The 20,288-nt window shown below is 64.8% G+C and carries 16 protein-coding genes; 2 read left to right on the top strand and 14 right to left on the bottom strand.

Annotated elements, in window-relative coordinates; genetic code table 11:
- Positions 1 to 12: 12 nt before the first annotated feature.
- Entirely contained in the window at positions 13 to 1,074 is a 1,062-nt protein-coding gene (locus ABOA88_RS10725; protein ID WP_196170315.1) for an HlyD family secretion protein, read from the top strand.
- On the top strand, positions 1,071 to 2,510 hold the full coding sequence (locus ABOA88_RS10730) for an efflux transporter outer membrane subunit (protein ID WP_367851580.1): 1,440 nt from the start codon (positions 1,071 to 1,073) through the stop codon (positions 2,508 to 2,510). Before ABOA88_RS10725 ends, ABOA88_RS10730 begins: the two co-directional genes overlap by 4 nt.
- Before the next feature lie 115 nt (positions 2,511 to 2,625).
- Here the strand turns inward: ABOA88_RS10730 and ABOA88_RS10735 are convergent, their stop codons facing one another.
- The 14 genes from ABOA88_RS10735 to ABOA88_RS10800 form a co-directional block, all read right to left on the bottom strand.
- Positions 2,626 to 3,450: an SDR family oxidoreductase gene (locus ABOA88_RS10735; protein ID WP_367851579.1), complete on the bottom strand. Its 825-nt coding sequence runs from the start codon at positions 3,448 to 3,450 to the stop codon at positions 2,626 to 2,628.
- Between the two features lie 90 nt (positions 3,451 to 3,540).
- A complete protein-coding gene (locus tag ABOA88_RS10740) occupies positions 3,541 to 4,005 on the bottom strand; it encodes a hypothetical protein (RefSeq protein ID WP_043207411.1) in 465 nt (154 codons plus the stop codon).
- 162 nt (positions 4,006 to 4,167) lie between these two features.
- Positions 4,168 to 5,622 carry a mannose-1-phosphate guanylyltransferase/mannose-6-phosphate isomerase gene (locus tag ABOA88_RS10745; RefSeq protein ID WP_196170318.1) on the bottom strand — a complete coding sequence of 485 codons (1,455 nt, stop codon included), beginning with the start codon at positions 5,620 to 5,622 and terminating at the stop codon, positions 4,168 to 4,170.
- Between the two features lie 33 nt (positions 5,623 to 5,655).
- Complete coding sequence (locus tag ABOA88_RS10750; RefSeq protein ID WP_367851578.1) at positions 5,656 to 6,303, bottom strand: alginate O-acetyltransferase AlgF; 648 nt, start codon at positions 6,301 to 6,303, stop codon at positions 5,656 to 5,658.
- A gap of 13 nt (positions 6,304 to 6,316) precedes the next feature.
- Positions 6,317 to 7,474, bottom strand: coding sequence for an alginate O-acetyltransferase (locus ABOA88_RS10755; protein ID WP_367851577.1), 1,158 nt, complete (start codon positions 7,472 to 7,474; stop codon positions 6,317 to 6,319).
- 10 nt (positions 7,475 to 7,484) lie between these two features.
- Positions 7,485 to 8,942 (bottom strand): MBOAT family O-acyltransferase, encoded by a 1,458-nt coding sequence (locus ABOA88_RS10760; RefSeq protein WP_070576265.1) that lies wholly within the window; start codon positions 8,940 to 8,942, stop codon positions 7,485 to 7,487.
- A 121-nt stretch (positions 8,943 to 9,063) separates the two neighbouring features.
- Positions 9,064 to 10,170 (bottom strand): mannuronate-specific alginate lyase, encoded by a 1,107-nt coding sequence (locus tag ABOA88_RS10765; RefSeq protein WP_367851576.1) that lies wholly within the window; start codon positions 10,168 to 10,170, stop codon positions 9,064 to 9,066.
- Between the two features lie 7 nt (positions 10,171 to 10,177).
- The gene (locus ABOA88_RS10770; RefSeq protein ID WP_043207418.1) at positions 10,178 to 11,623 is read right to left on the bottom strand and encodes an alginate O-acetyltransferase; all 1,446 of its coding nucleotides are present in this window, start codon (positions 11,621 to 11,623) and stop codon (positions 10,178 to 10,180) included.
- A gap of 13 nt (positions 11,624 to 11,636) precedes the next feature.
- On the bottom strand, positions 11,637 to 13,199 hold the full coding sequence (algG, locus tag ABOA88_RS10775) for a mannuronan 5-epimerase AlgG (protein WP_196170322.1): 1,563 nt from the start codon (positions 13,197 to 13,199) through the stop codon (positions 11,637 to 11,639).
- A 19-nt stretch (positions 13,200 to 13,218) separates the two neighbouring features.
- Complete coding sequence (locus ABOA88_RS10780) at positions 13,219 to 14,697, bottom strand: alginate export family protein (RefSeq protein WP_196170323.1); 1,479 nt, start codon at positions 14,695 to 14,697, stop codon at positions 13,219 to 13,221.
- Positions 14,694 to 16,205, bottom strand: coding sequence for an alginate biosynthesis TPR repeat lipoprotein AlgK (gene algK, locus ABOA88_RS10785; protein ID WP_367851575.1), 1,512 nt, complete (start codon positions 16,203 to 16,205; stop codon positions 14,694 to 14,696). Before algK ends, ABOA88_RS10780 begins: the two co-directional genes overlap by 4 nt.
- Before the next feature lie 13 nt (positions 16,206 to 16,218).
- On the bottom strand, positions 16,219 to 17,382 hold the full coding sequence (locus ABOA88_RS10790) for an alginate biosynthesis protein Alg44 (protein WP_196170325.1): 1,164 nt from the start codon (positions 17,380 to 17,382) through the stop codon (positions 16,219 to 16,221).
- Positions 17,383 to 17,420: 38 nt separating this feature from the next.
- A complete protein-coding gene (locus ABOA88_RS10795) occupies positions 17,421 to 18,902 on the bottom strand; it encodes a glycosyltransferase family 2 protein (protein ID WP_367851574.1) in 1,482 nt (493 codons plus the stop codon).
- A gap of 62 nt (positions 18,903 to 18,964) precedes the next feature.
- Entirely contained in the window at positions 18,965 to 20,281 is a 1,317-nt protein-coding gene (locus tag ABOA88_RS10800; RefSeq protein ID WP_043207423.1) for a nucleotide sugar dehydrogenase, read from the bottom strand.
- Between the last annotated feature and the right edge of the window lie 7 nt (positions 20,282 to 20,288).

The following is a 20,288-nucleotide window of genomic DNA, read 5'->3' on the forward strand; positions in this document are numbered from 1 at the left end:
GAGACTGTAGAAATGACCAACAACCGCAAGACACTCGTGATCGGCTCGGTGCTCGCCGTGGCCGTGCTGGCTGCCCTGGTGACCCCCTGGATGCTGGGCAGCGACCACCGGCAAAGCACCAACGATGCCTATGTGACCGCCGACTACACCGTGGTCGCGCCCAAGGTGCCAGGCTTCATCAAGCAGGTGCTGGTCGAAGACAACCAGCAGGTCACCGCCGGCCAGTTGCTGGCGACCATCGATGATCGCGACTACCGCGCGGCCCTCGACGCCGCCCAAGCCCAATTGCTGGTGGCCAAGGCGCAAAGCGCCGATGCCCGCGCCACCCTCGAGCGTCAGGCGTCGTTGATCGCCCAGGCCGAAGCGGCGGTGAAGGCCGCCCAGGCCGAAATGGCCTTTGCCGATCATGAAGTGACCCGCTACAGCCGCCTGGCAGAGCAGGGCGCCGGTACCGTGCAGAACGCCCAGCAGGCGCGCAGCCGTGTCGACCAGGCCCGTGCGCGTCTGGCCAACGCCCAGGCGGCGTTGGTCGCCACGCGCAAGCAGGTGGACATCCTCACGGCCCAGGTGGCGAGCGCCGAGGGCCAGCTCAAGCGTGCCGAGGCTGGCGTTGAGAAAGCCCAGTTGGATCTGTCCTACACCCGCATCACCGCGCCGGTGGATGGCATGGTCGGCGAGCGTGCCCTGCGCATCGGTGCGTACGTCAATCCGGGCGCGCGTCTGCTCTCGGTGGTGCCGCTGCAGCAGGCCTACGTGGTGGGCAACTTCCAGGAAACCCAGCTCACTCACGTGCAGCCGGGCCAGCCGGTGAGCATCAGCGTCGATACCTTTTCCGGCGAGAAACTGCACGGCCATGTGCAGAGCATCGCCCCGGCCACCGGCGTCACCTTCGCCGCGGTCAAGCCAGACAATGCCACCGGCAACTTCACCAAGGTGGTGCAGCGGATTCCGGTGAAGATCGTCTTCGATGATGGCCAGCCACTGCTCGAGCGCCTGCGCGTGGGCATGTCGGTGGTGGCGACGATCGACACCGACGGCGACACCCTCGATGGCAAAGCGGTGAGCGCGCGATGAAGCCGGTAACACGCATTAGCCCACTGCTGTTGGCGGTGATGCTCGCCGGCTGCACCCTCGGGCCGGATTTCAAGCGCCCCGACAGCCAGGCGACCCAGGCCTGGGCGCAGGTGCAAGGCGAGGCGGCGGCGAGTCAGCCGACCGCCGAGCCGCTGGAACTGCGCTGGTGGGACAGCTTCCACGATGCCCGCCTGAGCGCGCTGATCCAGCGCGTCGCCGAACGTAACCTGGACCTGCAGATGGCCAGCGCGCGCCTGCTGCAAAGCCGCGCCTTGCGCAGCACCGTGGCGGCCGACGAGGTGCCTTCGGTGGACGTGAGCGCCGGCTACAGCCGCGCGCGCAACAGCGCCGAAGGCCTGAGCGACCCGTCCGGCAAGGCGGGCAAGTCCGCCTTCAACCTATGGCAGGGCGATCTGGTCGCAGGCTGGGAGCTGGACCTGTGGGGACGGGTACGTCGCCAGGTCGAGGCGGCCGATGCTTCGGTGCAAATGGCCGAGAACGACCGGCGCGGCGTATTGCTAGCGCTGTTGTCCGAAACGGCCGGTGACTACATCCAGTTGCGCGCAGTGCAGCACACCTTGGAAGTCACCCAGGACAACCTCAAGGTCGCCCGGCACAGCCTCAAGCTGTCCCAGGAGCGTCAGGCCGAAGGCGTCGCCACGCGCCTGGACGTGGCCCAGGCCAGCGCCCAGGTGGCGTCGATCGAGGCGCGTTTGCCAACGCTGGAGGCTCGCCGCGACGACCTGATCAACGCCCTGAGCCTGCTCGCCGCGCAACCTCCGCGCAGCCTGCAAAGCGAGTTGCTGGCCCCTGGCGATTTGCCGACGCCGCAGCAGCGCTTTGCCATCGGCCTGCCGTCAGAGCTCGCCGAGCGACGTCCCGACATCCGCCAGGCCGAGGCGCGGCTGCACGCGGCCACCGCCAGCATCGGCGTGGCCAAGGCCGACTTCTACCCGAGCATTCGGCTCTCCGGCAACGTGGGCTTGCAGGCCATGCAGTTGTCCGACTTCGGTGCGTGGGATGCCCGGCGTTTCGCCTTCGGCCCGCAGTTGTCGCTGCCGATCTTCGAAGGCGGGCGCTTGAAGGGCACGCTCGAGCTGCGTGAGGCGCAGCAGCAGGAGGCGGCGCTCAACTACCGCAAGGTGGTGCTGGGTGCCTGGCACGAGATCGACGATGTGCTGCGGTTGTACAACGCCAGCCAGTTGCGTCGTGATCATCTGGCCGAGGCAGTGAGGCAGAACCGCGTCGCGCTGGAGACTGCCCAGCGACAGTATGTGGAAGGGGCGGTGGACTTTCTCAATGTGCTGACCGTGCAGAGCGCGCTGCTGGCCAGCGAGGAGCAGTGGATCGACAGTTCGGCGGCAGTGTCCCAGGCGTTGGTGGGGTTGTACAAAGCCCTGGGCGGCGGCTGGCAGGCGTTCGACGAGAAGGTGTAAGAGGCCGCTATGCGGCCCGTCCCAGGCTTTGCCAGCGCCCACAGGTACTGCGTGGCTTTCAAGGGCCGCAGGGAACCTGTGGGCGGGGGGTAGCCGCGAAAGGCGCTGCGCCGTATCAGAGTGGGCGCAGCAACCCGAAGCGTTTGCGCAGCACCTTGTCCAGCAACCGCCGAGGCAGCAGCCGGGCCAGCAGCGGCAGGGCCGTGCTGCCATTGCCCAGGCGTACCACGGCAGGCGTCGGGTGCTTGCGGGTCGCTGCCAGCAGCCCTTGGGCAAACACCGCGGCTGGCGTGGGTTTGTCCTGGGATGCTCGGGCCCGCGCCTGGATGTAATCGCGCAACGGCCACCACGGCGAATCCGCCGCCAGCACGCCTTCGGCTTCACGCTGGGCGTTGTCGGCGAACTGCGAGGCGATGGCTCCGGGCTGCACTTCCATCACGCGAATGCCGAACGGCGCGAGCTCCAGGCGCAGGGCATCGCTCAGGGCATTCACGGCCGCCTTGGAGGCGCAGTAGGCGCCAGCGAATGGGGTGACCAGCACACCCGACACACTGCCGATGTTCACCACCAGGCCCCGGTTGCGACGCAGCAGCGGGAACAGGGCGCGGGTGACCCCGACCACGGCAAAGACATTGGTCTCGAACTGCTGGCGCATGGCTTCGACGCCACCGTCGAGCAGGGGGCCCATGGCGCCGTAGCCGGCGTTGTTGATGAGGATGTCCAGGCCACCGTGGCGGTCCTGCAGCTCATCGGCCAGGCGGGCCAGGTCTTCGGTGGCGGTGACGTCCAGTTGCCGGGCTGCAAAGCCTGCGGCGGCCAGTCGTTCGACATCCTCGGGTTTGCGGGCGGTGGCCCACACGTGGTGGCCGGCATCGCGGAAGGCGTCGGCCAGGGCGCGGCCGATGCCGCTGGAACAACCGGTGATCAGGACGGTGGGCATGGGTTCAGGCCTGTTGGCAGAGGGAAGGGGGATGAACTTGTGTCGGCTCCGTCGCGGGTTACCCGCGAACGGCTCGACACCGGCAACACATTAGTTGGCGAATGTACCTTGCAGATGCTCGGCACGAAATTCCAGTGTCTGCGGCCGGTACCCACTGCGCAGCGGCGGCAGGGGCAGGCAGTCGGTCCATTCGGCGCCCGGTTGCAGCTCGCCGGGGCCTCGGTAGCGCGGGGCGTTGTAGGTGTTCTCGGCCAGGTTGACGGTGTCGCCTGGGGCATAGGCGGCGACGCGCCAGCGCAGTTCGGTGAGGGGCACTGAATTGCCGTTCTTCATGTGCACCTGCAAGGTGCGGTCGGCAGGGCATTTGTCGGGGGCATAGCTCAGGCGCAGGTCCAGGCGCGCCAGCTGCGAGGCTTCGCGACTGTCCTGCCACACCACCCCGAGTGCCACCAACCCGAGGCCGAACACCGCCGCCAGGGATATCGGCAAGGCCTTGGCCGGGTAGCGCAGCAGCAGAACCAGCCAGGTGAGGATGAGCAGGGCGCCAATGAGCATGTCGTCCAAATTCCGTTTCGAGGATTTGGGTATCTTGGAGTTGCGAGCTTCAAGCTTCAAGCGGCAAGCCACAAGAAAAAAGCAGGGCGGTGGTGAATCCGAATGGTCGGTTCACCGCCGCCCTGCTTTTTTCTTGCAGTTTGCCGCTAGCGGCTAGCCGCTCTACTGCGCAATGGTCTTGATCGAGATGCCGCGTTCCACTGGCGTCGAGGTGCGGCCATAGACATCTTCGAAGCGCTCGATGTCATCTTCGCCCAGGTAGCTGCCGGACTGTACTTCGATGATCTCCAACGGGATCTTGCCTGGGTTGCGCAGGCGGTGGACCGAGGCGATGGGGATGTAGGTCGACTGGTTCTCGGTGAGCAGGAACACGTTCTCGTCGCAGGTCACCTCGGCGGTGCCGGACACCACGATCCAGTGTTCGGCGCGGTGATGGTGCATCTGCAGCGACAGGCTCGCGCCCGGCTTGACGGTGATGTGCTTGACCTGGAAGCGCCCGCCCATGTCCACCGAATCGTACGAGCCCCACGGGCGGTATACCTCCAGGTGGTTCTGGGTCTCGCTGCGGCCTTGCTGGTCAAGGGTGTTGACCAGTTGCTTGACGCCTTGGACCTTGTCTTTGTGGGCGATCATCATGGCGTCCTTGGTCTCGACCACCACGATGTTCTCCAGGCCGATCACCGACACCAGCTTGCCATTGCCGTGGATCATGCAGTTGTGGCTGTCCTGCACCACCACGTCGCCCTTGGTGACGTTGCCGTTGTCGTCTTTCTCGTGCACTTCCCACAGCGACGACCAGCAACCCACGTCGCTCCAGCCGGCCGACAGCGGTACCACGCAGGCACGCTGGGTCTTTTCCATCACCGCGTAGTCGATGGAGTTGTCCGGGCAGCAGGCGAAGGTCGCAGCGTCGATGCTCAGCACGTCGCTTTCTTCGTCGCTGCGCTCCAGGGCCAGCAGGCAGGTGTCGTAGATGTCCGGATCGTGCTTTTTCAGCTCTTCGAGGAAGCGGCTGGCGCGGAACAGGAACATGCCGCTGTTCCAGAAGTAACCGCCGGCGCGGACGAACTCGTTGGCGCGCTTCTCGTCGGGTTTCTCGACGAACTGCGCCACGCGCGCCACGCCTTCGGGCAGCAGGGCGTCCTGGCTGGAGCGGATATAGCCATAGCCGGTTTCAGGCTTGGTCGCCGGCACACCGAACAGCACCATCTCGCCGCGCTCGGCGGCCACGGTGGCCAAGGCCAGGGCGCGTTGCAGGGCCTTCTGGTCCTCGATCACATGGTCGGCCGGCAGGACCAGCATCAGCTCGTCGCGGCCTTCGTTGACCAGCTTCATCGCGGTGATGGCCACCGCAGGCGCGGTGTTGCGACCGAAGGGCTCCATGAGGATGCCCTGGGTCTGCAAGTTGAGTGCGGCCAGTTGCTCTTGGACGATGAACTTGTGGTCCTTGTTGCAGACCACGATGGGGCTGTCCATGCCTTCGAACACCAGGCGCTCCAGGGTCTGCTGGAACAGGGTGTGCTCACCGGTCAGGGCCAGGAACTGCTTGGGGAACTGCTTGCGCGACAGAGGCCACAGACGCGAACCGCTACCACCAGAAAGAATTACCGGAATCATGATGTTTCTCCAAAAGGTCGATAGGGGTTTGGATCAGTTGCTGGCGACGGGACGGGTGACCCAGACCGGCGACAGGTTGCTGCCGGAACCTGTGACATAGAGCACGGCTGCTTCGCCGCGCTCGAGGGCGACTGGCTTGAGGTCGCTGACTTTCTTGTCGCCTTCGTAGAGGGCCAGGCTGACCTTGACCGGGTTGATCTCGCGCTCGCCACGGCCTTTGGCGGCCACAGGCTTGACCACTTCGGTCTTGCCGTCGGCAGTCTTGAGGGTCAGCGACTGGTCGCTCAGGTTCTGCACGCGCACCAGGGCTTTCTGCTTGTTCTTGAACGGTGGTTCTTCGATCAGTTGCGGGCTGGCGCCGGCGTTGTTGACCAGGGTGTAGTACTTGTCCGCAGCCAGTTTGACCGGGACGCTCTTGCCGCCGACCTGGGCGGTGTAGTCACCCCCCGGCAGGAAGCTGAAGTCGCTGCTGGCCTGGGCGCCGACCGGCTTGATCTGGGTGTTGCCCACCGACGCCGCGGCAGGGCTGGAGGAGGCGTTGTACAGGCGCACGAAGGTCGAGCCTTTTGGCGCACTTGGGCCGTAGAGCGCCGCATCGGCGCCGGCCAGGGCCTGCAGCGAGAGCAGGGACAGGCCCGCAGCGAGGGTGAAGGCTTTAGCGAAGGAAGGTTTGTTGGTCATGTTGATGTCCTCTTCAGTGAACCGTCCGATTGGACGACAGGGCCAGGTTTTCTTCGGTCTTGCGGGTGTTCTTCAGCTGGGCGATCCAGGTCGGATCGAAGGCGCTGAGGTCGTTCTTCATTGGCAGATAACGTTCGGGGAATTCCCACACCACCACTTGCGGGGGGGCGTCCTTGAAGGCGTCGCTCTGCAGGTACTTGAGCATCGGCAGCAGGGGGCCATGGCCGTCTTCGGCGTAGTTGGCCACGTCGCTGCGCAAGGCTTGCTGCAGGGCGCCGAGGAAGTTCCAGTGCGGGTTGGCGCTGTAGCTGGTGCCGACCAGCGCCACCGGGATCCGGGTTTCGGCGAACAGGGCATCGCCTGCTTCACCTTCGGCCTCGACCGGGCGGGTGCTGCGTTGCTGCAGGTTGTCCGGTGAAGGCAACAGGTTGCTGAACAGTGGGTCCAGCGGCAGGAAGTTGGTCAGGTCGCCCTTGTACGGGCTGGTGGCGCCGGCTTCGGTGATGAATGCCTGCGGGTCGCCATTGAGCAGGCTCTGGCGCGACACCGCCTCGGCCAGGGCCTGGGCCGCGACCTCGGCACCCATGGGCGTCCAGTGGGTGTCGGTGCGCAGGAACACCTGGCCACGGGTCTTGGCCTGCTCCAGGGGCGCGAGCAGATCGGGAGCGAAGACGCCGGCCTGGCGGGCCTGGGCGTGGAACTGGTTGTACAGGTTCTCGTGCAGGCTGGCCGGCTGGTCCTTGCCCAGGTACTCGGAATAGATCCGCGCCTTGGCCGGGACGATCGCCAGCACAAGCTGCGTGCCCTGGCGCTGCAGGGTGTCGCGCACGCCACGGATCAGCGCCAGGTTCTCCTGCATCAGTTGCTCGGCGCCGGCGGTGGGCTTGAACTCCTCATCGCTGAACAGCCACTGCTCGCGGCCCAGCACGACGCCCGGGCGGCCTTCGTTGAACAGCTTGTAGTCCAGCGCCGCCCACAGGTTGGTGCCGATGCGCTTGATCGGAAACTGCTCGTCGTAGTGGGTCTCGGCGGCCTTGGCCAGCTTGCCGTTGAGCAGGGTCATCTGCTCGGTGCGGTTGAAGCTTTCAAGGCCGCCCACCGACCAGGCGCCAAGCCCGGTCAGCAGGCCCAGGAACGACAGGGAATAGGTGATGCGTAGTGTCCGGGTCATGGTCCTGTCCTCAGAACTGGAAGTAGAGGAACGGCGAGTAGCTCTGCGCCGAGAGCTTGAGCACCGAGGCAACGAACAGCAGCAGGACCAGGGCGCGGGTCATGACGCGGGTCCAGTCCAGGCCCACGGAGCCGTCGGCATTGATCTGCACCGGGGTGGCCTTGGGCGTGGGCTTGGCGTTGCGGTAGAAGTCGCGCAGGCCGAACACCGCCAAGGTGACGTAGGCGACCACCAGGGTCGCGACCTGCAGGCCGGTGAGCTGGGCGCGGTTGAGTTCTGACAGCTGCCACTCACCGAAGCTGAACATGGCGCCGTACATGCGGCCGGCCACGTGCAGGTTCTCGGCGCGGAAGATCACCCAGCCGACCACCACCAGCAGGAAGGTGAACGCCCACTTGATCGGGTTGAAGCGCTGCGGGTTGGTGTCGATGCCCAGGGCGCGCTCGATGGCCAGCCAGGTGCCATGCCAGGCGCCCCAGATGATGTAGGTGAAGTTGGCGCCGTGCCAAAGCCCGCCCAGCAGCATGGTCAGGAACAGGTTGCGGTAGGTGTTGAAGGTGCCTTTGCGGTTACCGCCCAGGGTGATGTAGAGGTAGTCGCGCAGCCAGGTCGACAGGCTGATGTGCCAGCGCCGCCAGAACTCGGTGATCGACTGGCTGATGTACGGCTGCTTGAAGTTCTCCATGAAGCGAAAGCCCATCATCAGGCCCAGGCCGATGGCCATGTCGCTGTAGCCGGAGAAGTCGAAGTACAGCTGCGCGGTGTAGGCCAGCGCGCCCAACCAGGCATCGCCCGTGGTTGGGTTCTGCAGGGCGAAGCAGTGGTCGGCGACCACCGCCAGGGTGTCGGCGATGAACACTTTCTTGATGAAGCCCTGCATGAAGCGGGTGCAGCCTTCGGAGAACTTGTCCAGGGTGTGGGTGCGGTTGTTGAACTGGTCGACCAGGTCCTTGAAACGCAGCACGGGGCCGGCGATCAGGTGCGGGAAGATCGCCACGAATGCCGCGAAGTCGATCAGGTTGCGCGTGGCCGGGGTGTCGCCGCGGTACACGTCGATGATGTAGCTGATCGACTCGAAGATGTAGAACGAGATACCGATCGGCAACAGCACATGGGTGAGGATGAACGGTTCCAGGCCGAACGACGTGATGATCGCGTTGAGGCTCTCGACGCCGAAGTTGGCGTACTTGAAGTAGCCCAGAATCGCCAGGTCGACTGCCACACCCAGCAGCAGCCAGCGTTGGGCCGGCTTGGTACGCACGCCCGCGGCGCCGACTTTGAGGCCGATCCAGTAGTTCCACAGGGTGACACCGGCGAACAGTGCCAGGAAGTCCACCCGCCACCAGGCATAGAAGATGTAGCTGGCGATCAGCAGCAGCAGGTTGCGATAGCGTTGCCCGCTCAAGTAATACAGGCCGAGGAAGATCGGCAAGAACAGGAACAGGAACACGTTGGACGAGAAGACCATCCCGGTTCTCCTTTTTGTTCACAGCATCCGGGGCACAGCGCCCCCCAAACCCCCCACTCGAAAGTGGGAGATACCTAGGCCCTGTGGGAGCGGGTTCACCCGCTTCCCACAGGGTGTCGTGTCACTTCTTGCTCTCTGCACTCGGGTCGTAGACCCGGGTCAGGTCTCCGCCTAAGCGGAAACTGTTGAACGGCTGCATGCCGCGCTTGCGCTGGAGGGTGTCGCCACTGCACGCATAGAGGCTGCAGTAGGGCTCCATCCACGAATACTTGCTGTCGATCTTCAGGTCGTGCATGTCCTGTTTCTCGCCGTTGCGGCTCTTGAACGCGCTCGGGTCCTTCGACCCGCTGAGCACTCGTTGCGCCAAGCGCTGCAAGGCGTTGTTGTTCTCGCTACGCACGTCCACGCCGTTGACCTGGGCAAAGCTTGCAATCATCGCCAGCGGCGGCAGGGCGTAGTTGTGGTAGGCCAGGGCTCGCTGCTTGCGCTTGAGCTCGTTGGGCAAAAAGCCCTGCTCGTCCACCTGGTTGGCGCCGACCTTGTATTCCTTCACTGCCCAGTCGAACAGGTCGCGCCGGTCGGTCGCCACGGCAGTGGCCATCACCGACCAGGCCGCCCAGTAGCTGTGGTTGTTGATCTTCTCCAGCGGCAGGTCGCTCCAGTCGCGCACGGTCTGTTCGGCCAGGCGCGCCAGCCATTTCTCGATCAGCTCGGCCTCGGCCTGGTGCGCGGCCAACGGCTGGGAGTTGGAGAACTTAAGGCGCAGCCACGAGCCGCTCATGCTGCCCAGCGCCCATTTGCGCATCGACTTGCCGGTGTGGTTGTAGTCGGTGGACGCCAGCGCATCGGCCCGCGCCCAGGTACCCAGCCAGGTCAGGGCGCAGTCGAGCTGGGCCGGACGGCCATCACGCATGTACTGGCCGACCATCTTGCTGACGCCACGCTCGAGGGTGGTGATGTCCTCGGTGGACTGGCGGAAGGCCTTTTCGGACGCCTTGTTCAGGGTCGCCCGGGCACCGTCGGAGCCTTCGTACTTGCTGCGAAACTGCAGCGGGCCGGTGTAGGGCTTGGGCGCCGGTTCGCAGCGGAAGTTGCCGTCGCCTTTCTTGAGCTTCTCGATGCCTGCGTAGTAGCCCTGTGGCGGCACCAGGCTGCCGGCCTGCGCGGCCGGGCCGAACAGGGCCAGGGCGAGCAGGGCGGGTGCGGTGAGTGTGCGCAATGGGTTCATGGTCGCCTCACTGGCCGGCCTGCGCGGTGTTCTGCGCAGGGCCGGCGAAGTTGTTGCGTTTGCACAGCTTGGCCTCGACCTTCTGGGTGCCGGTTTCCGGCCCCTGGATCTCGAGGGCGAGCAGGTTCTGACTGGCCCAGTCCTCGTCTTCACGCATCTGGAAGACGAAGCGGCCGTCGGTGTCGGAGGTTTCCGGCTTCTCGATCTTGATGTCCTCGTGGCGGCCGTTGAGGTACCAGAGGGTGGCCTGCAGGACCTTGACCGAGGTGTCCTCGAACTTGATGTCCAACTGGTGATTGCGGTTGATCAAGTCTTTGATCACACCGCCCTTGCCGTTGACCATCAGCTCGTTCTTGCCGGGCTTGAGGGTGGCGCTGGCGCTCATCTGGGCCGGACGGTCGTCACAGCCATCGTCGAGCAAGGCGAGGATCTGCCGCCAGATGGTTTCCTGGTCCAGGCGGTACAGTGGCGAGAACTCCCAGATGAGGATCTTCGGTGGGTTCTTTTTGAATTCTTCACTGCCCAGGTACTGGATCATCGAACCTTCCAGACCACCACCGGGGAAGGCGACGTTGAGCACGTCGGCGCCGATGTACTGCTGCAAGAAGCCCGAGAAGTTGTAGTTCTTGCCGCTGTGGCTGGTGCCGACCAGGGTGATCTTGGCATTGCCCGAATCGCCGAACAGGTCGTCGCCATCGCTCGCACCGCCCTTGGGCTCGGTGGCGAACTGGTCCATGTACTGCACCGCATAGCTGGTGCCGCAAAGTTGCCCGGCGACGTTGTGCAGGGTACCGGTCTTGCCCATGCGGCCGGACTTGTGGGTTTCGAATTCCTTGCGCGGGATGCCTTCGAAGGCTGGCATCTTGTGTACGGTGTCGGCCACGATCTTGGCCGCGCGCTCGGCGCCGTAGGGCGTCCAGTGCTGGTCACCGCGGAAGTAGAAGTCCTTGCCCTGGTCGGCGGCGGCCAATTGCTCGTTGGTCAGCGGCGACAGGTCGGGCACGTTGTAGCCCATGCTGGCGAAGCGCTTGAGCATGGCCTGGTAGTTGCCCAGCGCCTTTTGATAATCGAAGGCGGCTTTCTCGGCGGGGTTGAGCATGTTGCGGTTCACCAGGCCACGGGTCGGCTGGTACACCAGCACCAGCTCCACGCCGCGTTTCTTGAACGCGTCATGCACCTGTTGCAGGCGTTTGTAGCCGGCCGGGGTGGTGTTGAATTCGGTGCGCAGGTCTTCGCGGGTACGGAACAGCCAGTCGCCTTTGGCCTGGACCAGAGTCGTGAAGTTCTGCTGGTAGCGGGTCACGTAACGGCTGGCGTCGTGGGCCTCCGGGCACAGCTGGCAGCAAGGCTCGGCGGTGAAGCTCGGGGCCTGCACATCGGCGGCGCGCACGCCCTGGCTGATGGCCAGGAGGGCGGCGGACAAGCCGAGCAGTTTCATCAGATGCGGAGTCATGGTCTGGGCTTCCTTAATCGATCATTTCGGTCTGGCGTTCTACCGGGTCGATCAGCACGGCCTTCTGCTGGCGCACCAGCAGGTCGAGGATTTCGTCCTGACGCTCGCCGAGCACGCCGTTGAGGCTGATGCCGTTGGCCTTGCGCGGAGCGAGCATGGAGACCTTGTAGAGCTCGACCGACAGCGGCGAGTCGATCGACAGGGGGCCGGAGCCATTGGCCGCCAGTTCACCGCCGACCACGATCAGCGAGACTTTGGCGTCGAAGGGGTCCAGGGCGATGTCACGGTCGGTGTCGGAGAGGTCCTTGATGTGCCCGTACACGCCCACCAGGCCGTTGGCCATGGCGAGGTTTTCGTACAGGCGGATGTTCACGCTGTTGCGCACGCGGATGCCGTGGCGGCGGTTGTTGAGCAGCTTGTTGCCGTAGATCAGGTTGTCGCCACTTTCGTACAGCGTGATGCCGTCGGTGTGGTTGCGGTAGATCTCGTTGTAGGCCACCAGGTTGTTGACGCTGTTACGGTCCAGGACCACGCCGGAGAGCTTGTTGTCGTAGCTCTTGTTGTTGATGATCCAGCTGTCGTTGACCTCACGCGAGACGATGATCCCGTGCTTTTTCTTGGTGCCGTACACGGTGTTGCCGGCGATGATCAGGCGGTGCGAGCGGTCGTGGGGGTCGATGCCGTAGACGATGTTGTCGCGATAGGTGTTGTCCTTGATCACGAAGTCCTGGGTCTCGTAGCAGTAGAAGCCGTACCACATGTCGCTGAATTCGGAGCCGATGATCCAGCCGGTGGGCTCCGGACGGCCCATGCGCTTGGCCATGTTCGGCGTGTACTGGGAGATACTGACGCCATACGACTTGGACTTGGCGTAGCCGAAGCTGGCCATCTTGCTGTTGACGATGTAGGTCTCGGTGCCGCCCCAGGACAACAGGAACGGACGGAACTCGTCCGGCTTGCGGAAGGTGGCCGGGCCGTTGTCCTTCTCGCGCCAGGCGGTGACCTGGGTGTCGGTGACGAACAGCTTGCCGTCGTTGATCAGGAATGCCCCGCCTTCCTGGGACAGGCGCAGTTCCTTGACCTTGCCGTCGATCTCCAGCACGCCCTTGCGCCCGACCACGATCGGCAGGCGTGCCAGGTACACGCCTGGCTCGGTTTCGCGCAGGTACTGCTTGGGCACCTGCTTGCTCAACTGCACCAGGTCCACATGGCCATCATCGATGAAGATCGCCTGGGGAATGCCCTGCTGGCGACGAACCCATTCGGCGCCTTTGTTGTCGCCGCCGATGAACTCCTTGAGCGATTCCTCCTGGAGCATGCGGCGCACGCTGACCTTGCCTTTGTGGCTGCGGTCGAGCTTTTTCTGAACCGCTTCGGCTGTGTAGCCGGAGAGGTCGGGCAGCTTGGGCGGGTCCATCTGCAACGGCTCGATCGGCGCGCTGGAGACCGTGTAGGTCTTGGCCTGCTGCAATTCCTTGACCACCGGCTTGACCGGCTCGGCATAGGCCAGGCCGCTGCTGGCCAGCAGCAGGGCACTGGCCAGCAGGCCATGGCGAAAATGCGGGTGAAGGTTCATGAGTGTCCTCTCCCGGGCCTCAATAGCGCCAGATCACGTCGACGAAGGCGCGGTGCATGTAGGAATCAGCTTCGCTGCCGTAGGCATCGCCTGGCTTGAACACGCCGGCACGCAGGCGCACCAGGGCCGACGGCTCGTCGATGGCTTGGCTCATCGAAGCCGGCAGCAGGCCTTGCTTGAAGTACTTGGTGACCACCACGTCCATTTCCTGGCCCAGGTCCTTCTCGCCATTGATCAGCGGACGGTTCACACCGTTGTCCTCGACCACCGCGTTGATGCCGCTGGAACCGATGTTCTGCTGGTCATCGACACGCCAGAACTTGTGGTAGATGAAGCTTGCGTCATAGTCGTCGCGCAGTTGCCAGGAGGCGAACAGGGTGGCCGCCTGTAGGTTGCCCAGCTCGCCACGGAAGGCTTCGCCGAAGCGGTGCACGCGCGAGCGGGTGCCGGTGAAGTTGGAGCGGTTGCTCTCGAGACCGGTCTGCTCGTAGTTGCTCGAACCGTCGCTGCCGCCACCGCCGCTGCCACGGGCATAGGCCGCACCGACCTGCCAGTTGGGGTCCAGACGCAGGCGCACGCCCAGGTCGGTGGCCCACGCGTTGACATCGCCGCTCTGCTTGCCGGTGGCGACCTGGTCGTTGCCCACGGCCTGGGTGCTGAGGGTGTCGCGGTCACCGGTCAGCCAGGTGACGCTGCCCCAGTAGTTGACGGCGTGGTCGTTGCGCCAGTTGTAGGCGTCGCTGTTGGCCTCCAGGCCCAGCCAGGTCAGATCGCCCGTGCGGGTCTTGTCCAACGGGTCGACGGTTTCCCCGGGGTCTTTCAGGCTGCCGCTGTCACTGGAGTGGTGGGCGCGCACGCCGACCCAATGCCCGGGTGTCCACTGGGTGGCGACGTTGCCGTATACGTGGGTGCGGTCCTTGTCCTCGGGCGCAAGCTCGGTGAGGTCGGTGCGGTATTCGCTGAAGCGCTGTGCCACGCCCAGGTCGGCCTTGAGCAGGGTGGTGTCGAAGGTCCAGTTCAGCGCTTCGATGTTGGTGTCGCGCCACATGCCATCGTCGCTGCGCAGGCGCTGGCGGCCCAGGCGTAGCTGTTCGCCTGGGTAGGGGGTGAAGCCGCTGTAGCCGATCCAGAACTCGCGCATGGCCAGGTAGCTCTTGTCTGGCTTGCGACTGTCATCGGCGTTGTCCACGGTGCTGCCATCCTCGGACTGGCGCAGCGTGTCGGTCTCGATGATGTCGGTGGCGGTTACCGCCTGGCCCATGGCGAAGGCGCTCCAGTTGCCGCGCTCGCCGTAGACCCAAGGGCGCAGGTCCAGGCCCAGGCCGTTGACGTCACCGCCGGAGCGGGTGCCCAGGTCGCGGTCGTCCTCGGACTGGCCGGTGATCTTGATGTCCAGGCCGAAGTTCTTCTCGGCAGTCATGTCCGCCAGGGTCGGGCACGACCACAGCAGGGCGAAGCTCAGGCCAATGCCGGCTTTCACGAAGGGATTGAGCGTCATAGCGAGTCCTCACCGTCTACTTCTTCTTTTGCGTCGTCTTGCAGGGCTTCGAAGGCCAGGGGGTTGGAACCGACCTGGGCCATGCTGCCGCGTGCCTGCTTTTCCTGGTCCAGCAGGCGCTGGGCCTGGTTGCGCTGGTCAGGGCTCAATTGCGTGTTGAGCTTTTGCAGCAGCTCGGTCGATTGCGGCGACGGGTTGGCCTGGGCCAGTTGGGCAAACACCCAGGCGTTGGCCGGAGCAGGGCGGATGCCATGACCTTCGCTGAACAGCTGGGCCAGGGCGTAGTCGGCGCTGTTCTGCCCGCCGCGGGCGGCACTGAGCAGGTGGTCGACGGCTTTCTGCGGCTCGACGTGGCCCAGGTAACCACGGCGGTACAGCTGGCCGAGGTAGTAGTGGGCACTGACTTCACCGGCTGCGGCGGCGGCCTGCAGGTGTTCTTCGGCTTTGCTGGCGTCGGCCGGGAGTGTCTTGCCTTCGTAGTAGAGGCGGCCGAGCAACAGTTCGGCGCGGGGCTGCTGGGCCTGACGGCCCTTGTCGATGTAGGCGAGCAACTGGTCGTTGTCGCCCAGCTCCGGGAAGTCGTACACCAACTGCGCCAGGCTCACCCAGGAAGCCGGATTGACCGGGGCGACCTGTTCGAGCAGGTCCTTGGCGGTTTTCTCGTCGGTCTGGCCCAGGCTGCGGTCGGCCAGCACGCGGGCGACGCTGTCGACCCGGGTGGCCGGCACGATGCCACGGCCATAGGCGGCCTTGAGCTGCTGGATCAGTGCGGCCTGCTGGTCGGCCTGGGCGCGCTTCTGGTAGACGGTGGCCAGTTCCACGTAGCAGATGTCGGTGGTGTCCAGCGCGGCCTTGCAGATTTTTTCCACGTCGCCCAGGTGCTGGTCGTAGGTGCCCTGGGTGCGATAGAGCAGCACCTGGGCCAGGCCCGCCTCGGGGTTACCGGCGGCGCGCCACTGGTCGATCTGCTGTTGGGCGTTGACCTTGGGGAAGCTCTGTGGGTATTGCAGGTAGAGCATCGCCAGCGGAATCAGGGTGTTGCGCTCGCCTTGCTGGGCGGCGAGCTTGAGCAGGGTTTCGGCCTCCTCGCGCTCGGCCTGGGTGGTGCCAGGCTTGGCCACCAGCAGGCGGCCCAGGCGAGCCTGGGCCCGTGGCGAGGTGGCGGCCGCGGCGCGGTAGGTGGCCTCGGCGGCCTTGAGCTTGGCAGGGTCCTGGGTGGCGACCTGGATATCGGCCAGGCCCACCTGGGCGTCGCTGTAGCCAAGGTCGGCCAGGGCCTTGTAATTGCGCTCGGCCAGGGCGGTGTCACCGCGCTTCATGGCCTCGTTGGCCAGACGCTGGTCGGGCAGGCCCGAGCAGCCGGCCAGGGCGACGGCCAAGGCCAGGCCGCACCAGGCCAGCGGGCGAACGCTGCGCACAGGGCTCGATTCGATCCCCGTGGGAGCGGGTTTACCCGCGAACAAGGCCCCGGCCGATTCCAGCGGTGTCATACGGTTCGAAGGGTTCATGGTCCGATCCCTCTTACAGCCCGCGGGCTACGGCCTTGTCGATCAGCCAGTCCAGGGACGGGCCACGGTCGGCGTTGACGGCCGCCGGGCGGCCGGCCAGTTCTGCCGGCAGGCCACTGTCAGGCTTGATCTGCACGCGGATGTCCGAGGCCAGGTCTTCGCTGTTGAGGCTGGCGCTGCTGACGATCTTGCCGGTGCGTAGCTCGTCTTCGCCGGCCACCTGGAACTGCACGCGGGTGCCTGGCTTGACCTGGTCGAACTGGCGATAGCTGAAGCGCGCCTCGACCATCGGGTTGGTGGTGCGTGGCACCAGTTGGAAGATCGGCTGGCCCTTGCTGGCGTACTGGCCGTCATCCACCAACTGGCGGGCGACGACGCAGTCGCATGGACTGGTGAGGGTGCCGGAGAGCTGTTTGCCGAACAGCTCCTCGACCTTGGCGGGCTCGAGCTGCGAGTCGTCCAGATGGCCTTTGAGCAAATCGAGCATGCTGGTGCTGAAGCTTGCCAGCGGCGCGCCCTTGACCACCTGGGCGCCATTTTCCACCAGGCTCTGCACGCTGCCGTCACGGGGCATGGTGACGTTGGTGGTGGGCACCGAGACCACGCCGGCCTCGGCGTGGCTGACGAAGTACATGCCGTACAGCGACTTGGCGATGAAGCCGAACGCCGCCACGCCGACCACGAACACGCCCAGGCTGACGGTCACCGCACGCAGGCGACCGAAGGCCGAGAGCCCCGAGCCGCTGTCTTTCTGCTTGCGCGCCTTGGTGAAATTGTCGCGCTGCAGGGTGCTGAGCACGCCACCGACGTTGATCATCTCACCGGACAGGAAGGTGGTGATGATATGGCGCAGGGTGGCGACGTCGCGCGGTTCTAGATTCTGGAACTGCACGCCGGTGCGGCCGGTGCTTTGGTAGGAGCGCACCTGGAACTCGACGTCCATGGACAGGCCCAGGTTGTCGACCGTGAACTGCAGGCGACCGCGCAGAACGTCGCCGACGTTCAAGGGTTTGCTGGTGTGGAAGGACAGGCCCCCGGCGGAGAGATCGTCCACCTTCACATCGTGCGGTTCGCGATTGCGGTCCAGGTAGCGCAGCTTGGCAGGGATACGTACCCGGACATGCTGGCGCTGGGCTTCGGACTCATGCACGACATTGGCGTTCACGGCGGTATTCATGGCGATTTCGTTCCTGTTAGATCCGTTCCGGGGGGGGCTCACACGACCATGAACAGCACAGCGACGAAGATGCTGGCTGCCGAGAAGGTCATGGTCCGTGAAGACCAGGTGTTGAACCATTGTTGAAAGCTTTCGAGGTCACGCTTGAGGGCAGTCGGCTGGCGGGTCCAGGACTGCTTGTCGAGGCGGAAGAACACGTAGATCTTCATCAGCGCGCCGACGATCTGGTTGTAATAGAGAATCAGCGGGTAGGCCGGCCCCACGTTATGGCCCGAGCACAGCAGCATGATGGTGAGGATCAGGCGGGTGATGCCGATCCACAGCAGGTACACGAGCAAGAAGCCCAGGCCGAACTTGAGGCTGGCGATCACCGCCACGGTCAGGCCGAGCAGGCTGGTCCACATGGACACGCGCTGGTCGAGCAGGACGATGCAGGTGAACAGCCCCAGGCGCTTGAGGCCCAGCCCCAAGGCGCGGGAGTTCTGCCGCAGGTTGTTGCCGTACCAGCGGTACATCAGCTTGCGGCTGGCCTTGATGAAGCTCTTCTCCGGCGGGTGCTCGACCGTGTTGATCGCAGCGTCCGGCACGTAGAAGGTGTCGTAGCCCAGGCGCATCAGGCTGAACCAGCTGGACTTGTCGTCCCCGGTGAGGAACTTGAAGCGGCCCAGGCGCCAGTGGTGCAGCGAGTCGCTTTCCACGTCGGCGATGAACTCAGGGTCGGTCACCACGCTTGCCCGGAACATCGACATGCGCCCGGTCATGGTCAGCACGCGCTTGGACAGGGCCATCGAGCACATGTTGATGTGGCGCTGGGCGAAGCGCAGCTTGTGCCACTCGCTCATGATGTAGCCGCCGCGCACTTCGCAGAATTCGTTGGTGGTCAGGCCACCGACATTGGGGAACAGCTTGAACCACGGCACGGTCTTGCGCACCACGCCTTCGCCGAGCACGGTGTCACCGTCGATCACCGCCACCACGGCATGCTCGTCCGGCATCATCCGCGAGATGGCCCGGAAGCCATAGGCCAGGCCATCGCGCTTGCCGGTACCGGCGATGCGCACGAAGTCCAGGTTGACGTGGGCGGGCGGGTTGTACTTGGCCCACAGGCTCTTGACCAGCAGCTCATCGGACATCTCCACCAGCGAGCAGACCACGGTGGTGGGGAAGCCGCATTCGATGGCCTCGCGGATCACCGAGCTGTACACCTGCGCGGTGGTCAGGGCATCGATGCGAAAACTGGTGACCATCAGGTACACGTGGGACGGGTCGGCAGCTTTGCCCAGCTTGCGTACCTTGCGGCGCAGGTAGGGGTAGACGCCGTAGAGGAACACCATGCCACGGATGAAGTGGGTGGCGCCCATGGAATAGCGCCAGATGCCGACCGCGCCGACCAGGAAGATGAAGTGCTTCGACTGCGAGTCGAAGATGTCGCTGGGCAAGGCCAGGGCGATCAACATGAGCAGGCTCATGTAGAGCAGCCATCCGGCGCACTGCAGCAGCACTGTCTGGAGTCTTTGCATGTTCAGCATCCGTCGCGCGAATCAGGGGGAAGGGCAGCGGTCGCCCGCTGCCCGGCCGGGGGTTACCAGCAGATGCCTTCGGTGCGGCTGGTGGTGCAGGTCGGCTTGGTCATGAAGCCGACCAGGTCGATCACCTGCTTGCCTTCCGGCGCCTGCTGGGCGAGGGCGCGGAACTTCTCGTCGCGGTTGCCCAGGACGATCACGTCGGCGTTGTCGATGACGTGCTGCAGATCGTCATTGAGCAGCGAGGACACGTGGGGGATCTTCGACTCGATGTATTCCTTGTTGGCGCCGTGGACACGGGCGTACTGGACGTTCTGGTCGTAGATGTTCAGCTCGTAGCCTTTGCCGATCAGGCGCTCGGCCAGTTCCACCAGCGGGCTTTCGCGCAGGTCGTCGGTGCCAGCTTTGAAAGACAGGCCGAGCAAAGCGACCTTGCGTTTGTCGTGGCTTTCGATGATGTCGAAGGCGTTCTGCACCTGGGACTCGTTGCTGCGCATCAGCGAGTCGAGCAGCGGAGCCTTCACGTCGAGGCTGGAGGCGCGGTAGGTCAGTGCACGCACGTCCTTGGGCAGGCACGAGCCGCCGAAGGCGAAACCTGGGCGCATGTAGTACTGCGACAGGTTCAGGACTTTGTCCTGGCAGACCACGTCCATCACGTCGCGACCATCGACACCCACGGCCTTGGCGATGTTGCCGATCTCGTTGGCGAAGGTGACCTTGGTGGCGTGCCAGACGTTGCAGGTGTACTTGATCATCTCGGCCACTTCGACCGGCTTGCGGATGATCGGCGCGTCCAGTTCTTCGTAGATGGCCTGCAGCACGTCGCCGCTGGCCTTGTCCAGCTCGCCGATGACGGTCATCGGTGGGCGGTCGTAGTCGGCGATGGCGGTGCTTTCCCGCAGGAACTCCGGGTTGACCGCGACACCGAAGTCGACGCCGGCCTTCTTCCCGGAGCAGTCCTCGAGGATCGGGATGACCACGTTCTTGACGGTCCCCGGCAGCACGGTGCTGCGCACCACGATGGTGTGGCGACGCTCGGTGTCGCGTAGCACGTAGCCGATCTCGCGGCACACCGACTCGATGTACTCAAGGCCCAGGTCGCCGTTCTTCTTGCTGGGGGTGCCGACGCAGATCATCGATACATCGCTGGCGCGGATGGCTTCGGCGAAGTCGGTGGTGCCACGCAGGCGGCCATTGGCGATGCCTTGTTGCAGGAGCTGTTCCAGACCCGGCTCGACGATGGGCGACTTGCCCTGGTTGATCAGGTCGATTTTGGTCTTGGACACGTCCACGCCAATCACTTCGTGACCCCGTGCCGACAGGCAACCTGCACAGACCGCACCCACATAACCCAAACCAAAGATGCTGATACGCATCGTATTC

This window comes from Pseudomonas sp. PKS (assembly GCF_051913525.1).
Lineage (GTDB): Bacteria > Pseudomonadota > Gammaproteobacteria > Pseudomonadales > Pseudomonadaceae > Aquipseudomonas > Aquipseudomonas guariconensis_D.

Excerpts from the sequence above, each read along its gene's own strand:
- ABOA88_RS10725 (WP_196170315.1), top strand. The coding sequence starts at position 13 with ATGACCAACAACCGCAAGACACTCGTGATCGGCTCGGTGCTCGCCGTG.
- ABOA88_RS10730 (WP_367851580.1), top strand. The coding sequence starts at position 1,071 with ATGAAGCCGGTAACACGCATTAGCCCACTGCTGTTGGCGGTGATGCTC.
- ABOA88_RS10735 (WP_367851579.1), bottom strand. The coding sequence starts at position 3,450 with ATGCCCACCGTCCTGATCACCGGTTGTTCCAGCGGCATCGGCCGCGCC.
- ABOA88_RS10740 (WP_043207411.1), bottom strand. The coding sequence starts at position 4,005 with ATGCTCATTGGCGCCCTGCTCATCCTCACCTGGCTGGTTCTGCTGCTG.
- ABOA88_RS10745 (WP_196170318.1), bottom strand. The coding sequence starts at position 5,622 with ATGATTCCGGTAATTCTTTCTGGTGGTAGCGGTTCGCGTCTGTGGCCT.
- ABOA88_RS10750 (WP_367851578.1), bottom strand. The coding sequence starts at position 6,303 with ATGACCAACAAACCTTCCTTCGCTAAAGCCTTCACCCTCGCTGCGGGC.
- ABOA88_RS10755 (WP_367851577.1), bottom strand. The coding sequence starts at position 7,474 with ATGACCCGGACACTACGCATCACCTATTCCCTGTCGTTCCTGGGCCTG.
- ABOA88_RS10760 (WP_070576265.1), bottom strand. The coding sequence starts at position 8,942 with ATGGTCTTCTCGTCCAACGTGTTCCTGTTCCTGTTCTTGCCGATCTTC.
- ABOA88_RS10765 (WP_367851576.1), bottom strand. The coding sequence starts at position 10,170 with ATGAACCCATTGCGCACACTCACCGCACCCGCCCTGCTCGCCCTGGCC.
- ABOA88_RS10770 (WP_043207418.1), bottom strand. The coding sequence starts at position 11,623 with ATGACTCCGCATCTGATGAAACTGCTCGGCTTGTCCGCCGCCCTCCTG.
- algG (WP_196170322.1), bottom strand. The coding sequence starts at position 13,199 with ATGAACCTTCACCCGCATTTTCGCCATGGCCTGCTGGCCAGTGCCCTG.
- ABOA88_RS10780 (WP_196170323.1), bottom strand. The coding sequence starts at position 14,697 with ATGACGCTCAATCCCTTCGTGAAAGCCGGCATTGGCCTGAGCTTCGCC.
- algK (WP_367851575.1), bottom strand. The coding sequence starts at position 16,205 with ATGAACCCTTCGAACCGTATGACACCGCTGGAATCGGCCGGGGCCTTG.
- ABOA88_RS10790 (WP_196170325.1), bottom strand. The coding sequence starts at position 17,382 with ATGAATACCGCCGTGAACGCCAATGTCGTGCATGAGTCCGAAGCCCAG.
- ABOA88_RS10795 (WP_367851574.1), bottom strand. The coding sequence starts at position 18,902 with ATGCAAAGACTCCAGACAGTGCTGCTGCAGTGCGCCGGATGGCTGCTC.
- ABOA88_RS10800 (WP_043207423.1), bottom strand. The coding sequence starts at position 20,281 with ATGCGTATCAGCATCTTTGGTTTGGGTTATGTGGGTGCGGTCTGTGCA.